15 protein-coding genes and 1 pseudogene are annotated in these 15,486 nt (G+C 42.9%); 10 read left to right on the top strand and 6 right to left on the bottom strand.

Annotated features, from left to right (window positions below):
* The first annotated feature begins 205 nt into the window (after positions 1-205).
* A complete protein-coding gene (locus VB732_RS05460; RefSeq protein ID WP_323229840.1) occupies positions 206-376 on the top strand; it encodes a hypothetical protein in 171 nt (56 codons plus the stop codon).
* A 95-nt stretch (positions 377-471) separates the two neighbouring features.
* Positions 472-1,149, top strand: coding sequence for a polysaccharide deacetylase family protein (locus VB732_RS05465; protein WP_323229841.1), 678 nt, complete (start codon positions 472-474; stop codon positions 1,147-1,149).
* A 191-nt stretch (positions 1,150-1,340) separates the two neighbouring features.
* Here VB732_RS05465 and dxs read toward each other — a convergent pair whose 3' ends face one another.
* The 4 genes from dxs to VB732_RS05485 all read right to left on the bottom strand — a co-directional run bounded on the left by dxs (position 1,341) and on the right by VB732_RS05485 (position 6,253).
* On the bottom strand, positions 1,341-3,248 hold the full coding sequence (gene dxs, locus VB732_RS05470) for a 1-deoxy-D-xylulose-5-phosphate synthase (protein ID WP_323229843.1): 1,908 nt from the start codon (positions 3,246-3,248) through the stop codon (positions 1,341-1,343).
* 540 nt (positions 3,249-3,788) lie between these two features.
* Complete coding sequence (locus VB732_RS05475; protein WP_323229844.1) at positions 3,789-4,235, bottom strand: hypothetical protein; 447 nt, start codon at positions 4,233-4,235, stop codon at positions 3,789-3,791.
* Between the two features lie 236 nt (positions 4,236-4,471).
* A complete protein-coding gene (locus VB732_RS05480; RefSeq protein WP_323229845.1) occupies positions 4,472-4,843 on the bottom strand; it encodes a hypothetical protein in 372 nt (123 codons plus the stop codon).
* 447 nt (positions 4,844-5,290) lie between these two features.
* Entirely contained in the window at positions 5,291-6,253 is a 963-nt protein-coding gene (locus tag VB732_RS05485; protein WP_323229846.1) for an aldo/keto reductase, read from the bottom strand.
* A 466-nt stretch (positions 6,254-6,719) separates the two neighbouring features.
* Here VB732_RS05485 and leuB point away from each other — a divergent pair, with 466 nt between their 5' ends.
* From leuB to accD, 5 genes are all read left to right on the top strand, one after another.
* On the top strand, positions 6,720-7,808 hold the full coding sequence (gene leuB / locus VB732_RS05490) for a 3-isopropylmalate dehydrogenase (RefSeq protein ID WP_323229847.1): 1,089 nt from the start codon (positions 6,720-6,722) through the stop codon (positions 7,806-7,808).
* A 90-nt stretch (positions 7,809-7,898) separates the two neighbouring features.
* Complete coding sequence (locus VB732_RS05495) at positions 7,899-8,159, top strand: hypothetical protein (protein WP_012409327.1); 261 nt, start codon at positions 7,899-7,901, stop codon at positions 8,157-8,159.
* A 130-nt stretch (positions 8,160-8,289) separates the two neighbouring features.
* Entirely contained in the window at positions 8,290-9,138 is an 849-nt protein-coding gene (locus tag VB732_RS05500) for a prepilin peptidase (protein ID WP_323229848.1), read from the top strand.
* Positions 9,139-9,329: 191 nt separating this feature from the next.
* The gene (locus tag VB732_RS05505) at positions 9,330-9,452 is read left to right on the top strand and encodes a hypothetical protein (RefSeq protein ID WP_323229849.1); all 123 of its coding nucleotides are present in this window, start codon (positions 9,330-9,332) and stop codon (positions 9,450-9,452) included.
* A gap of 321 nt (positions 9,453-9,773) precedes the next feature.
* Complete coding sequence (gene accD, locus VB732_RS05510; protein ID WP_323229850.1) at positions 9,774-10,724, top strand: acetyl-CoA carboxylase, carboxyltransferase subunit beta; 951 nt, start codon at positions 9,774-9,776, stop codon at positions 10,722-10,724.
* Between the two features lie 89 nt (positions 10,725-10,813).
* Here accD and VB732_RS05515 read toward each other — a convergent pair whose 3' ends face one another.
* Together VB732_RS05515 and VB732_RS05520 are read right to left on the bottom strand one after the other, a co-directional pair.
* Positions 10,814-12,454 (bottom strand): MFS transporter, encoded by a 1,641-nt coding sequence (locus tag VB732_RS05515; RefSeq protein ID WP_323229852.1) that lies wholly within the window; start codon positions 12,452-12,454, stop codon positions 10,814-10,816.
* Between the two features lie 681 nt (positions 12,455-13,135).
* A complete protein-coding gene (locus tag VB732_RS05520) occupies positions 13,136-14,056 on the bottom strand; it encodes an alpha/beta hydrolase (protein WP_323229853.1) in 921 nt (306 codons plus the stop codon).
* Between the two features lie 74 nt (positions 14,057-14,130).
* Between VB732_RS05520 and VB732_RS05525 the strand changes: the two are divergent.
* From VB732_RS05525 to psbV, 3 genes and pseudogenes are all read left to right on the top strand, one after another.
* Positions 14,131-14,416, top strand: a pseudogene (locus VB732_RS05525) (carbohydrate ABC transporter permease); the annotation flags it as partial.
* 150 nt (positions 14,417-14,566) lie between these two features.
* On the top strand, positions 14,567-14,782 hold the full coding sequence (locus VB732_RS05530) for a hypothetical protein (RefSeq protein ID WP_322642205.1): 216 nt from the start codon (positions 14,567-14,569) through the stop codon (positions 14,780-14,782).
* A 132-nt stretch (positions 14,783-14,914) separates the two neighbouring features.
* A complete protein-coding gene (gene psbV / locus VB732_RS05535; RefSeq protein ID WP_323229855.1) occupies positions 14,915-15,406 on the top strand; it encodes a photosystem II cytochrome c-550 in 492 nt (163 codons plus the stop codon).
* Positions 15,407-15,486 lie beyond the last annotated feature (80 nt).

The raw sequence follows: 15,486 nt of genomic DNA on the forward strand, positions 1-15,486 counted from the left end.
AGCAAAAAGGTTGAACTTCCGAGTTCAGATACTCAATTTTGGTGTTCTAATCAGTAAAAGCTGAGAATGTATGGAGCCAATTCAATAGAATTATCCCAACACGGCATATATTCACGTCATATAGTATTGTGGAAGTCAGGAAACCCAAGCGAATTTTGACTTTGCCGAGAAACAAAAGTTTTTCTTTTGGCGGGAGGGTTAGAAAATGAGTGATTTACAAACCCAGTTACCGACAGATACATGGATTTGTGCTTCTTGGCAGGAGTATGAACAAGCGATCGCTATTTTAGAAGAAGCTTTACGTCGAAGTCGTGAAATCAATCAATCTGAAGTTGGAGCTTGGTTATTGAGCCAGTTTCAGCAAAAGGAGGCTTGAGCATTGTTAAAAGTACACGTTTACCACAACTAACAATCTCAAAACGAATTCGCAAGCAACACCTACAAAAATTTGTCAGCAGCCGATAAACGCAAATGCAGCTAGCTCCACTGTTCCCAATTGTCTATCGTATTCTCCAACCGAGTTTTCCCAATTGTCTTTGGGGTGGAAATCCTCATGCTAAAGCGATCGCGCTAACTTTTGATGATGGGCCACATCCTCAATACACATCCGAAGTTTTGGCAGTATTAGACCGTTACCAGATTACAGCTAGTTTTTTTTGGTTGGGTGTTTGCGTCAACCGTTCACCAGCGATCGCCAAAGCTGTTAGCGATCGCGGACACTGGATCGGATTACATGGCTACGATCATCGCTCTTTTCCCCTACTTTCCCCAAATGACCTAAAGGACAGTTTAGAGAAAACCCAAGCTGTCATCTACAATGCTTGCAATTTGCAACCTGAACAAGTGCGAGATGTCCGTCCTCCAAATGGTTTTTTTACACCTGCTACTTTAAAATTGTTTTTGCAGTGGAATTACCGCCCAGTTATGTGGAGCGTTGTACCAGAAGACTGGGTACAACCAGGTGTCAACACTGTAGTGGAGCGAGTTATACAACAGGTAAAAAATGGTTCGTTGATTGTCTTGCATGACGGTGTTTGCGGTGGACAAGATGTTGCTGCCATAATTCAAATTCTCATTCCGCAACTGCTCCAACAAGGCTATGAGTTTGTGACCGTTGATGCTTTGTGGCATCAAGCTAAGACTAATTGAAGTTATACATTAATACGGTTCAGTTAGTGCCAAAAACCTTGAAATGTGTAGGTTGGGTTGAGGAACGAAACCCAACATTTTCGGGGCTTTGTTGGGTTGCGCTTTTCTTAACCCAGGCGTATTGAGTTATACATGAAAATAACCCCAAAAGCTGGGGTTATTTTCATAAAATGATTGTGATTTGAAATTAACTAAACAACAGCAGATACTTGCTGCTTAAAGAAAGCTGCCAAAACTCTCTCTGCTATTTGATGGCTAGTTAAACCTAGTTCTGTTTTAGATTCATTGGGTTCAGCATGATCCACCAACACATCTGGGACACCGAATCGCTTGACAGGAACTAGAATATCTGCATCTATTAAAGCTTCTGCGATCGCACTACCAAAGCCACCCATCACACAACCTTCTTCTAAGGTGATGACACGGCCGATTTTCTTAGCCAAAGGCAAAATCAATTCGGTATCCAAAGGCTTAACAAAACGGGCATTAATTACAGTTGCTTCAATCCCATGTTCGCTGAGAATTTCCGCAGCTTGCATTCCTGGATAGACCATTGTGCCATAAGCGACGATTAACACATCATCGCCGGTGCGGAGAATTTCGCCTTTACCGATTTCCAAAGGTTCCCAACCTTCCTCCATTAAAGGAACACCGTAGCCATTGCCACGAGGATAGCGCATGGCGATCGGGCCGCTGGTATGGTTAATGCCAGTTACTACCATGCGTTGCAATTCTGCTTCGTCTTTGGGAGCCATCATTACCATATTGGGAATGCAACGCAGATAAGCAATGTCATACATGCCTTGGTGGGTGGGGCCATCAGATCCTACAATTCCTGCCCTATCTAAGCAGAAGAATACTGGCAGGTTTTGGATGCAGACATCATGAATTATCTGGTCATAAGCGCGTTGTAGGAAAGTAGAATAAATGGCGGCTACGGGACGCATCCCTTGAGTTGCCAGACCTGCTGCAAGGGTAATTGCGTGTTGTTCGGCAATGCCAACATCAACATATTGATTGGGTAGTTTGGCTTGAAGTTTATCTAAACCTGTCCCCGTTGCCATAGCCGCAGTAATCCCAACGATTTTGGGGTTTTGTTCGGCAAGTTTCACCAAAGTGTGAGAAAAGACTTTGGCATAAGCCGGGGGTTTGGGTTTAGTGGAAGGAATAGCTTTGCCAGTTGCAACATTAAAAGGGCTTTGGGCGTGGTAGCCAACTTGATCTAGTTCGGCAATTTCATAACCTTTGCCCTTGACGGTGGCTACATGTACCAAAACTGGGCCTTGTATTTGATGTGCTTGTTGGAAAGTGGCAATCAATTCTTCGAGATTATGCCCATCTACTGGCCCAATGTAGGTAAAGCCGAGTTCTTCAAAAACTGCCCCTACCTTGGGAACAGCCAAGCGTTTCATGCTTTCTTTGATGCGTCCGAGTTCGGGAGACAGGGATTCGCCTACGAAAGGAATTTGTTTAAATTGTTCCTCAAGATTATCTTTGATAAATTGCACCGGTTGGCTGAGGCGCATTTTGTTGAGATAGCGGGGAATCGCGCCGACGTTGCGAGATATGGACATGTCGTTGTCGTTGAGAACAACCAACAGATTAGTTTTTGGCATGTGTCCCGCGTGGTTGATAGCTTCTAAAGCCATACCTCCAGTCAGCGCCCCATCCCCAATAACGGCGACGGCTTTAAATTTTTCGCCTTTCAAGTCTCGCGCTAAAGCCATTCCCAATGCTGCTGAAATACTTGTAGAAGCATGTCCAGCCCCAAAGTGGTCAAATTTGTTTTCACAGAGTTTGAGATAACCTGCAACTCCGTCCTTTTGTCTGAGGGTGTGAAAGCGATCGTAACGTCCTGTAAGGAGTTTGTGGGGATAAGCTTGGTGTCCGACATCCCAAATTACTTTATCCCGATCTAAGTCAAGTGTCTGGTAAAGTCCTAGTGTTAATTCTACAACACCCAACCCTGGCCCCAAGTGTCCACCATTAACTGCTACGGTTTGGAGATGCTTATCTCGAATCTGACGGGCGATCTGTTGCAGTTGGCGAACAGATAAACCGTGCAACTGATTAGGATGGGTGATTTCGCTCAGATGCATATTATAGGGTTATCCTCTCTAATTTCTAGTTTCGGTATTTTGATTTTCCCACGGTGGGGTTGTCCACATAATCACACTCTTACATTGTTACTAAGTTGTAGCGGAAAGTATAACTTCGTAATTAATAATGGTGGAAAATTTGTTAACCATTAACAATTCGTCAAATGATTTGGCAATTAGTTAAAGTCACAACACATTTGTCAATAAGTAATGACACTTAAATACAGTCTTGTAATTGTATATAAAATTAAGCTTTCAAAAGTGTTTTACGTATTTTTCTTCACTCGATAGCTTACTTTTGCTTTTTTGAGCAATTATAAAAGAAATTTAAATATCTTATTTTTAACTATATATTCAGGATAATTGCTGGCAATTATTTTTTCTCTTATTCAGTAACAGCAGCTAATTTGGCCTGCGATCGCAGTTCATCTAGTTGTAATAAAAAATACTCTAATAATCTTCCTCAACAACAAGATCCCCGACTTCTTTGAGAAGCCGGGGATCTAAGCCTTTAGATTTGAAAAAAATCAAATAGGATTACTATTGACCAAAAGCATCCTTAATGTTTTCAACAGTACGTTCAACAACATTCTTTGTGTTGTCTACTGCTTCCTTAGTCCGAGATGCATCTTCATTTGCTCTTTTCTGAATTGTAGCGGCATCTCTCTTGGCTTTGCGTTCAGCAAAACTACCACTGTCTGTTGCTTGGTCAACTTTACTGGCGTTGCTCTTAGCAGCATCTTTAACTTTATCTTTCGTATCGTCGATGAAATTTTTGGCTCGTCCTGCATCTTTACTGGTTTTTTCTTGAACTTTATCGCCTGCGTCTGATGATGCGATCAAGGTTGCAGCAGGATCAGCCATTGCTGAGGTGTTCGAGAAAAATGCACCTTGCCAAACGAAAGCGATCGCTAACATACAAAACAGTGCTGTAGCCATCCAGCGTTTTACCGTAGAAAGCTGCTTTGTAACATAATTCAGTTTCATAGAATACGATCTCATGTGATTTAGTATACTATTTCTACTTTATTTAGCTTATTTACCATATCGATCCCCAGATAGAACTTCTTGCATCATTAGTTATGAAATGAGTTCACTATTTTGATAGATTGAATTTTGTAAAAAAATTTTTGTTGGTAATTAAAGGTTAATTAAACAGATTAAAGATTGTAGACAAAAGCGATCGCCTTTGGGAAAAGTTAGCGATCGCTTCCAACAGGCGGTTACGCCATCGCAACTGACTTTTTACGGTTGGGACGCTTACGTTCTGATTTTTTCTTTAGTCCAATTGCTTGAGCTTGATCGCTATCCGATCCATATTGTCCGCGTACAACTTCTTTCATGGCTAATACAGCATTATGAAATTCCCATTCTGCTAATCGCGCACCATCAGCAGCAGCACGGGATAAAGCTAGTTTCTCAATTGCAGCCTGTTGCTGCGCCAACATAGTTTGATAAGCTTGCTGCAAATGTACTACAGACGCATCGGCACGGGTTGTATTGTATGTGGTGATAGTTTGCAAACCGTGCAATGAGTTTATGTCTTGACTAATTAATTGAGAAGACAAACGGCGTGTTTTATCTTGGGCAGGCATATATGGATGCTAGTATAAAGTACATTTTTAATGTGCCCATTAAAACAATAAAACTAACAGCAAGGGTAATACGGTTCGGATAAGATCCCCCCGCCTGCGGCGACCCCCTTAAAAAGGGCGTAAAGAAATGATTTTTAAATAGAACAAAGTTAGAGGAAGGGTGAATTAATTTTTGCAGGTTGAAACAATAGCATTGTGAGCCGAGACAATCGCATTGCGAGCCGAAACAATCGCATTGCGAGCCGAAACAATCGCATTGTTAGTCGAAACAATCGCATTGTCGGTTGAAACAATTGGCATTAGCCAAAGGGCATAGTTTTTTTTTAAGTTACTGGCGAAATGCTTGGGTAAAAATGAGTTTTGCTTGGGAGCGAATGAAACCAGAAAGGTATCAGTGGTAGCATAGCCGATACATGAACTTTTCCCAGAGACAACACTAAGAAAGGATCACAGTGACATCAATTGTTGGAGGCGCTGTGGTTCCTCTCCTAGCCAATCTGGATTTTGGGCAGTGCTATCGAAAATTGATGAGGTTTTGAAAGGCTCAAACTCGCCGCGTGATGCTGCTTCTGCTGTTTTTGCTAAAAGCGATCGCACTTGCTCGTCATTCATTGGCTGGAAAGTCCGCACGGCTTCAAAAGCTTGGTCTAGAATCTCCATGCTGTCAATTCCAGTAATCACAACCGACGTGGGCAGATTCAAAGCATAATGTAAACACTCAATTGGCGTTACAGTATTTGACCGTAAAAGAATACCGTTTGCCAAGCTTTTCATTCCCAGAACGCCGATGTTTTGTTTAACAAGTTCTGGCAAAACCAGCTTTGCAAAACTCCGGTAGTGAGCATCCATGACGTTGAGGGGCATCTGCACTGTATCGAATTTAAACCCGTTAGTGGCTGCAACTTCCAGCATGTGGAGATGAACATAAGGGTCTTTGTGACCAGTGAAACCAATATATCGGAGTTTGCCGGCTTGTTTCGCTTCAAGAAAAGCAGCATTCGCTCCTTCTTCGTCAAAAACTCGATGGGGATCTTCGTGTCGAAGGATTTCGTGGTGCTGAACGAGATCGATGCAATCGACTTGCAGGCGTTGAAGTGATTCGTCTAGCTGTCTTGCTGCTTCCTTTTTAGAACGACCATCGATTTTCGTCATCAGGAAAACTTTGTCACGGTAGCGATCGCGCAGGGCTTTTCCCATACGAGTCTCGCTGACTCCACCGTTGTAGTCCCAACTGTTATCCATAAAGGTGATGCCGCGATCGATCGCTGTTCTAACAATTCGGATACCCAGTTCTTCATCAACGTGTTTTAAAGCGATGTGCCAACCACCCAATCCGATGGCAGAAACTCTCTCTCCTGTACTGCCGAGGACTCGGTATTGCATTTCTGAATTTGGTGTAGTTCCTGACATGTGTTCTCCAAGTCTATCAGCTATTACTTAAGTACATATACTCGCATTTCTCACAAGCTCCTTTGCGTTTGATGATGACTAATAAGTAATGAGTAAAGAGTAAGAAGTAATGAGTAAGAAACAAGAAATAAGATATTGAAGTATTCGCTCATAACTCGTAACTCATAACTCATAACTCATAACTCATTACTCATTACTCCTCCATTCGAGGTGTGGTGAGAAATCCGGGATATAGCCATCTGCCAATTCAAACACAAGGAATATCTGACAAAATCTTGCTGAAGATACACTTTTGAACGCGATCGGGAAAGAACTCAAGAAATCGTCAGAATTCAGGAGTCAGAATTCAGAATAGTAAACAATTGAGGGCACAGCATATTTGGTTCCAATAAATTAAAAACTCCATCGGTACATTTTGCTAGGTATGATATTTAATCTGTAAGCATTTACCTAGTAATCATCAGCTATGACCCAGAACTACCGCATAACCCTACTCCCCGGCGATGGCATTGGCCCTGAAATTATGGCAGTGGCGGTAGATGTGCTGAAAGTCGTAGGGAAGCAATTTGATCTGAAGTTTGAATTCCAAGAAGCCCTCATCGGTGGTGCAGCAATTGACGCTACAGGCGAACCCTTACCATCTGCAACTCTAGATACTTGCCGTAATAGTGATGCTGTGTTACTCGCAGCAATTGGTGGTTATAAGTGGGATTCTCTGCCATCCAATTTACGCCCAGAAGCAGGTTTGTTAGGGCTACGCGCAGGTTTGGGATTATTTGCCAATTTGCGCCCAGCGAAAATTTTGCCTCAGCTAATCGATGCTTCAACTTTGAAGCGCGAAGTTGTGGAAGGCGTGGATATTATGGTGGTGCGCGAACTCACTGGTGGGATTTACTTCGGTAAACCTAAAGGGATTTTTGCCACGGAAACGGGTGAAAAACGCGGTGTCAATACAATGGTTTACACCGAATCAGAAATTGAGCGCATTGGGCGCGTGGCCTTTGATGCGGCTAGAAAACGCGGCGGAAAACTTTGTTCTGTGGATAAAGCCAACGTATTAGAAGTATCTCAGTTGTGGCGCGATCGCATCACCCAACTTAGTACAGAATATCCAGATATTGAACTCTCTCATTTATATGTAGATAATGCAGCTATGCAGTTAGTACGCGCTCCAAAGCAGTTCGACACCATCGTTACAGGCAATTTGTTTGGTGATATTCTCTCTGATGCTGCTGCCATGCTTACCGGTAGTATTGGAATGTTACCCTCAGCTAGTTTGGGTGCTTCTGGGCCTGGTGTATTTGAACCAGTTCATGGTTCCGCCCCAGATATTGCTGGACAGGATAAAGCCAATCCTCTGGCACAGGTTTTGAGTGTGGCAATGATGCTACGCTACGCCTTAGACCAACCAAAAGCGGCAGATCACATCGAAGAAGCTGTATTGCAAGTTTTAGAACAAGGCGATCGCACAGGGGATATAATTTCTCCAGGAAAAAACCTCCTTGGTTGCCGTGCGATGGGAGACTCACTCATTAAGGCTCTTGAACAAAAATAATTTTGTAGAGCAACTTAGGCAATTTGGCAACCTTTGCTATAAGTTTCGGGTAGACTAAAGGGAAATCTAGCAATCAAATAACAGTCGATAGTGTACGCATTACGACAGAATCCAGTAAATTTCACCGCCCCAAAGAACCAATCGCCTTTGATTGATCCTGCTGTAATCAGAGCTGCTGGGCAGATATACTATACTCACTGTGAAGTTCATCCCGAAATCGCTGGGCAACCTTCCGGTGTAGCAATTAATCGTGTTAATCATCGAGGTAAGGTTATTTTTACTAACCAACCAGTTCTTTTACCTCAAGAGTGTTTTGTACCCTTAAGTCAAATTGAATCTCATATCTATTAGTTATTGGTCATTAGTCATTGGTCATTAGTTATTAGTCATTAGTTCTCGACGAAGAACAAAGGACTAATGACAAAAGACAAAAGATAAACGACAAATGACACAGAACTAATGACAAAGGACTAATGACTGTATGGACATTTTGTTCGCTATTCCAGCGAGTGTAATGGTCTTTGCTTTGGGTGCATCTATTGGGAGTTTTCTTAACGTTATTGTTTATCGGCTACCTGCGGGGTTGTCAATTCTCTGGCCGCCTTCTCGCTGCCCTAAATGTTTAAACCAGCTAAAAGCTTACGATAATGTACCAGTTTTCGGCTGGATTTCATTAAGAGGGCGATGTCGATATTGCAAAAGCAAAATCTCTGTCCGTTATCCCGTGGTAGAAGGGGTGACGGGCATAATTTTTTTACTAGTTTTTTTAGTATTTCAAGTTTCGGCTTTCACAATCGGCTATTGGGCTTTTTGTAGTTGGTTATTGGCACTAGCGCTGATCGACTTGGATACAATGACCTTACCGAATCCACTTACTCAGTCGGGCTTAGTGGTAGGAATTTTATTCCAAATGGTGGTTGGTTATCTACCAGAAGGAAGTTCTGTGGCATTGGTAAATCACCTTATGATGGCCATAGTTGGTGCAGTCCTTGGCTTATGGCTATTTGATGCGATCGCTCTATTGGGTTCAATTGCCTTTGGGAAAACTGCAATGGGCGCGGGTGATGCCAAATTAGCAGCCATGATGGGAGCTTGGTTAGGTTGGAAATATCTGCTCTTAGCTACTTTTATCGCCTGTGCCCTGGGAACCTTCATTGGCAGTGCTGTCATTATGCGGAAACGCAAATCTGCGAGTCAAGAGACATCAAGACAAAGTTTAGGACAAAAAATGCCTTTTGGCCCTTTTCTGGCTTTAGCATCTGTGATTACCCTATTTAGCGGCGAAGCCATTTTGTCTAGCTATCTGCGGTTATTTTTTCCCACATCTTAAATTGGACTGGTGAGTGGGAAGGAAAGGGGGATAAGGGGAGTAACCCATATCAAATGCCCTTTCATAAGAAAAATTTATAATTCGTGACTGTAACCAACTTTACCCCATCGTCCCTTCATATTTTGATAATATTCTGCTTGTGACTTGTATTACCCTCTTGACGACGATTAACCGTTAGCAAGCACAACTCTATGCAACAGATGCCGATCGTTCACAACCTAGCAATACAAATCATTGATTTGGGTGGGAGAGGGAGAGCATCTTATTTGGAGGTTGGTATTCTCATGGCTTTGTCAGTACGTCAATATAATTAAGTCTGCTGAAAATAAAGAGCAGGAGACTTGTATTGGTATAAGTATTTTCGTTAAGCTGGCAACCAAAGATGATAATTAAGGTCTGAATTGCTTAAAAGCGTAGTTTGACGATGTAGCCATTAGTGAGCCAGTACGGTCTTCTCCCAAAGGGATAGGCTAGCGCCAAGGGGGTTTCCCCCATGAGTAACTGGTGTTCGCCCTAGGCGTGCCGGAGGCATCACCCGAAGGGTCATTAGTAAAGACAAATCACTCATGGCTAAGAACAACCCAATACGATTTGATATGTTTTCGACCTCATACCCACTTAAAATAAAATAAAAAATGGCTAACAACGAAGAATCGCGTGGTTTAAAGTCTCTATTTGATTGGTTTGCAAATCGACGGAAATCAGGATCTACCAGTCTTGAACGCCAAGAGCGTGAAATTGCTGATGGATTGTGGCATAAATGCTCTAAGTGTGGAGTGTTGGCATACACAAAAGACCTGAAAGCCAATCAGATGGTTTGTATCGAATGTGGCCATCACAATCGAGTAGATAGCGATGAGCGCATTCGTCAATTGATAGATAACAATACCTGGAAACCTCTAGACGAGCATTTGCGTCCAACAGATCCGCTAGAATTTCGCGATCGCAAACTCTACAGCGATCGCCTGCGGGAAACACAAGATAAAATTGGCTTAATAGACGCAGTTCACACTGGTTTAGGTCAAATCAATGGTTTGCCCATTGCCCTTGGGGTTATGGATTTCCGCTTCATGGGTGGTAGCATGGGTTCGGTTGTGGGAGAAAAACTCACCCGGATGATTGAGCAAGCCACTCAACGGCGGTATCCTGTAGTGATCGTTTGCACCTCCGGCGGCGCGAGAATGCAAGAAGGAATGCTCTCGTTGATGCAAATGGCGAAAATCTCCGCAGCCCTACAGCGTCATAAAGACGCGCGACTATTATATATTCCCGTTTTGACCAATCCCACAACAGGCGGCGTTACCGCTAGTTTTGCAATGTTGGGTGATATTATTTTGGCAGAACCCAAAGCAACAATTGGTTTTGCCGGTCGGCGAGTGATTGAGCAAACCCTACGAGAAAAACTCCCCGAAAATTTTCAGACTGCTGAAGATTTGCTCCAGCACGGTTTCGTTGATGATATCGTACCCCGTACCCAATTAAAGACCACCCTAGCCCAGCTGATTGCTCTACACCAGCCTGTACTAACACCACCTCACATGGTGTTATGGGAAACAATGTCCTTAACTTCTACCGCCGCAGAATAAACAAAAGTTATGAGTGAGGAGTTATGAGTTATGAGTTAGGAGTGAAAAATTCATAACTCCTAACTTCTAACTCCTCACTTTTCAATCCCTCATCCTCTCATCGGCTCTTTGACAAAAACGAGTGGAACAAGTGCTATTAGTCGGAATAGACTAGAGAGAGCAAATAACCCCAATAAGCCTCCAAACTGAGCAAATTGGATAATGAAGCTGCCTATAGTTGCGCCTAAAGCACCACTTGCTCCAGCAACGGCAGCTGCGATCGCAAAATAGATAGACTGATTTTTAGTTGGTGCGATCGCCAATTGTATATTGTTATTACACAAGTCAATTGCCGCCCAAGTACCTCCGGCCAAGATGTGTAATAGAGGTAGCCACAACCAAATGTCAAGGCGATTAGCACCAATCCCTAGCCATAAAAATGGTGTAGCTGCAACCAAAACCCCAATAAAGATGAGGATCGGACGATTGCCTATCTTGTCTGCTAATTTTCCCCATAAGATGAGCATCAGCAAAGTCGCCGCCGCCTGAAGGCTGTTGTAGATAGTCACATAGCTTACATCCAAATCCAGGGTGTCGAGCATATAGAGGTTAAAAAAAGGAGCGCTGAGGTTAACAGCAAGCGTCCAGAAACCGAAATACAGCAGAAATGTCAAAAAGTTAGAGTTTTTCCAAATACTGTTAGTTAATTGGTTTTGTGGCAGATGAACAGATAGAGGTACTGGTACTTTAGAAGATTCGTCCTTTGCAACCTCTAATTGAACGAAGAGGCAGGGGGAAGAGGGTTCTTCGCTGGGGTAAATGACCCCATCCTCTTGGTGTGGAGCAGACTGGAACATTGGTCTGAGTTCCCCACTTCTATTAAGCGGCTCTCGTAAAGAATGGGAAGCTAACGCAACAGGTGGAGCGGCCACTAAGTCTCCTACTCCCGTTCGGCTACGCTCACGGCCAGCCTGCTCCCTTGCCTCTTGTTGAATCTCATTTGTTTGAGTTAACTTGCTAAAATAAGTGTTTTGCGATCGCGGATTCATATCCACCTGGAAATACTGACATCCCAATCCCACAATCCCAAACACAATGCTTGTTAACAAAACCACCCCATAGCCTTGTAAAGTTCCACCATACCAATGTGATACAGCTATACCAGCTATTGGTACGCAAACTAAATTGGTGAGATTAGCAGCACTATTGCGTGTCCCAAAATACCTGCCTCGTAATCGCCGAGGAACTATCATTGCTACCCAACTTAGCCACGATGCTGCTCCTAATCCTCCCAAAAGATTGCTGAATAGGACAATCAAGAGTGTCAATATAACTAAATGGTGAGTATTAAGCACTCCCCAGCTTACGCCTGCAATACCCATCACTAGAACCAGCCATAGCAGCCGACCAATTCCATGTGTCCGAAGAGAATATTGAAAGCGGCTAGTGCTGCGTTCAGACAAGTAAGCACCCAACGGCTGAATAAGATTGACCAACATGGGGATAGAGCAGAGCATCCCAAATACTACTGGACTAGCACCCAATTCCACTAAGAAATTGCTGAGTAAAATCCCGCCAGTTCCAAGAGAGTAAACTGCTGCTAAGACAGAATCCGCAGTGGAGGCTTTTAAACTTGTGCGAATCGCATCCTTGGGAATTCGAGAGGTTGGAGAAATTGCTGCTGATGGTAAGGCAATCTGGGGAATTTCCAGAGTCAGTGGCGCAGTTGTTTCAACCTGAACAAAATCCATAATGTATGTTTGTGACTAAAGCATTCTGGGAGTAATTCGGTGGCAAAGGAACTCAGTATGCTTTTTTAGCATTTCTGATAATTTTTCGTTATTTTAACTTGCAATTCTTTACAAAACTTTCAAATAAGTAAAATCTCACTTCTAAGGAGCAAAAAATACAAGTAAGAAGAGAGACTGTTATCGAACAGGATTCAGGAGTCAGAATTCAGAATGAATTCTGTATGACTGGCGGGATGAATAATCGGGTTTAAAACCCCCACTTCAGTGGCTAGGGAGTTGTTGGGGCAACAATTACAGCGTATTTCAGGTGAATCAAGTACATCGGTAGGGGCAATTCATGAATTGCCCCTACGATTATCTGTACCTCACCAAGTTACAATCTGCTGTATTAAAGCAGACAATGCTGAATGCACAGAATGAAGCTAATAAGCAGATTAAAGCAATGGAGTAAGCAATCTTTCTTAGCTTCACCAAATCACATTTGAGTAAAAATTTGCTATTTCCCGACTATGACCAAAACCAACTGCGATCGCCACAACCGGACGCGGGGTGATTTTTTACGCTCAATTAGGGTGTCAAAATAGCGATCGCCCCACAGATCCCAACTTATATCCATAGATTAGTTTAAAGAAGAACTCTATTTTTGGATCGTGTCAAAGCCCATCCCGATGGATCTATTTCTTACTCTTGAAGCTCTATCTTTTGGATAAATTTCTGAATTGCTTGTAAATACGAGTTACTTCCAGGTTGATAAATTTGGAAATGTTTTCCTTCTGGAATTAATAAAAGTTGTTTGGGTTCAGGGGCAGCATCATATAACTGTTGACTCATGTAGGATGGAACAATGCTGTCATCAGTTCCATGAATAAATAAAACGGGAAGACGTAGAGAACGAACTTTAGAAATAGAATCAAACTTTTGTGTTAGCAGCAACTCGATGGGAAACATCCGTAACCAATCTCTATATTTTATTTCCTCTGCCATTGATGTAAAGGAGCTTTGCACAATTAATCCACTAGCTTCTGGATGTTTCACTGCCAAATCTATAGCAACTGCTCCCCCCATTGATTCGCCGTAAATGACAATTTGCTCTGGAGGAATTCGTCGTATTTTTACTAAATAATCCCAAGCTATTTGACTATCTTCATAAAGCTGAGACTCACTAGGAAAATTCCCTTTACTACTACCAAAACCTCGGTAGTCAATCACTAACACAGAAAACCCCAACTGTCGCATTGCTTGAAGTCTGGCTATATGAGTGTAGTAACCCTTGTTCGCAGCAGCACCACAAAAGTATAAAAATGTTTTAGGTGATTTTAAAATTTTTACAGGCTCATTTGGAATTAAAGAAACTTTCTCTTTTGGTAATGGTGCAGGAATCCACCAGCCATGTATGTATTCATTAGAGCTAGTAATAGGTAAACGCACATCTTTGTAAGGAAGAAGAAAGTCGAGTGAACTAGGTAGCGTTAAGATTTGTGAAGTGGGGCGAAAGATCAAATAACGCTGCCGAACAAACAAAAATAGGCAAGTTGAAATGTAGGCGATCGCTATTACTACTAGGCTTGTTAGCCGCAGTTTTCGAGGATTAAAATATACCATATTCCTAAAGTTATTTTCCACTACTGCCGGGTTAGTGCGGTATTAAGCGAAGGTTCTGTAGTGTTTGAAATCAACAGGCGGCGGAACTCGATGGCGCAGATGGGCGGCAGGCAACAATTCATCCACATTAACCTTCCTTTGCGTAAGCCTGTAACCTTCTTTGTGGTACCAGTAGAGGTGATTGAGACTTTTCAACTTTTTGACCAGTCTTACATCTTTTCTGGGGGTACTGGCGGCCCAAACAACGCTACTTTAACTATAGTGCTACTAATTTACCAAGCTGTGTTTCGAAATTTCCAAATGGGATATGCAGCCGCGATCGCCTTTTTGTTACAAACCTTCACCAGAGAGAAAGGTTAAGCCCCATTCCCCATTGCCCCTAATCCCCAGAGGGGGCCCCGAGTTCCCCAATCCCCATTCCCCAAACAGTATTTTGGGCAACAAATTGCACTCCTAACGTGATATTGGTATTACAGAGACTCAATCTCTATTTATCAGTTAACAAGCATTATGGGTTTTGCAGACCTATCGATCGCAGAGATAGCAGCCGACTACAGCATTCCTGTAGAAAAAGTGTTTTCTCTGTGCAACCAACTGGGAATCGCCTACAAACACCAAAAGACCCGTTTGGCGTTAGAAGATGCAAAGGCAATCATTTCCCAAATATCGTTTGAAACACACCCAAAAGGTACTAGCGACTTGGTGGGTGATAACGAGGTCATCTGAAGGGTGATCTTGGGCTTTAGCTAATCATTGATAGCTAATGACAAAAAACCATGAGTCATTAGCAATTAGCAGCTTGGAGATTGAGAATCGCTTTCTTAGCTGTGTTGAGCGTCAAAAATTTTAAGGGGAAACATGTTTAGAAGACTAATTGGCGTTGTTGTGGCCACTGTTTTACTCTCGTTTCAGTTGCTTGTCGGTAGCGCGACAGCAGTAGAACTAGACAAAGCTACCCGAACAGTGCCATTAAATGCTCAAGGTGAAACCACTGTACTTAGCCTGAAACAAGTCAAAGAAGGCAAACGTTTATTTAATTACGCTTGCGCCCAATGTCATGCTGGGGGAGTTACCAAGACAAACCAAAACGTGGGGCTGACTCCAGAGGATCTGGCACTGGCAACACCCAACCGTAATAATATTGAAGGCTTGGTGGATTACCTGAAAAATCCCACCACTTACGACGGTGAAGAAGAGATTTCCGAAATCCACCCCAGTATCAAGAGTGCAGATATTTTCACAGCAATGCGAAATCTGACAGATGAGGACTTGGAAGCGATCGCTGGCCACATTCTCTTACAACCCAAAATCGTTGGTACTAAGTGGGGAGGCGGAAAAATCTATTACTAAATCCTGGAACTAAGTCATTGGGCATTGGGCATTGGGAATTGGGAATTGGGAATTGGGAATTGGAATTTGGGAATTGGGTA

It is taken from the genome of Nostoc sp. UHCC 0252, from assembly GCF_034931145.1.
Classification (GTDB): domain Bacteria; phylum Cyanobacteriota; class Cyanobacteriia; order Cyanobacteriales; family Nostocaceae; genus Nostoc.

Coding starts and splice junctions, on each gene's coding strand:
- VB732_RS05460 (WP_323229840.1), top strand. CDS start 206: ATGAGTGATTTACAAACCCAGTTACCGACAGATACATGGATTTGTGCT.
- VB732_RS05465 (WP_323229841.1), top strand. CDS start 472: ATGCAGCTAGCTCCACTGTTCCCAATTGTCTATCGTATTCTCCAACCG.
- dxs (WP_323229843.1), bottom strand. CDS start 3,248: ATGCATCTGAGCGAAATCACCCATCCTAATCAGTTGCACGGTTTATCT.
- VB732_RS05475 (WP_323229844.1), bottom strand. CDS start 4,235: ATGAAACTGAATTATGTTACAAAGCAGCTTTCTACGGTAAAACGCTGG.
- VB732_RS05480 (WP_323229845.1), bottom strand. CDS start 4,843: ATGCCTGCCCAAGATAAAACACGCCGTTTGTCTTCTCAATTAATTAGT.
- VB732_RS05485 (WP_323229846.1), bottom strand. CDS start 6,253: ATGTCAGGAACTACACCAAATTCAGAAATGCAATACCGAGTCCTCGGC.
- leuB (WP_323229847.1), top strand. CDS start 6,720: ATGACCCAGAACTACCGCATAACCCTACTCCCCGGCGATGGCATTGGC.
- VB732_RS05500 (WP_323229848.1), top strand. CDS start 8,290: ATGGACATTTTGTTCGCTATTCCAGCGAGTGTAATGGTCTTTGCTTTG.
- VB732_RS05505 (WP_323229849.1), top strand. CDS start 9,330: ATGCAACAGATGCCGATCGTTCACAACCTAGCAATACAAATCATTGAT.
- accD (WP_323229850.1), top strand. CDS start 9,774: ATGGCTAACAACGAAGAATCGCGTGGTTTAAAGTCTCTATTTGATTGG.
- VB732_RS05515 (WP_323229852.1), bottom strand. CDS start 12,454: ATGGATTTTGTTCAGGTTGAAACAACTGCGCCACTGACTCTGGAAATT.
- VB732_RS05520 (WP_323229853.1), bottom strand. CDS start 14,056: ATGGTATATTTTAATCCTCGAAAACTGCGGCTAACAAGCCTAGTAGTA.
- VB732_RS05530 (WP_322642205.1), top strand. CDS start 14,567: ATGGGTTTTGCAGACCTATCGATCGCAGAGATAGCAGCCGACTACAGC.
- psbV (WP_323229855.1), top strand. CDS start 14,915: ATGTTTAGAAGACTAATTGGCGTTGTTGTGGCCACTGTTTTACTCTCG.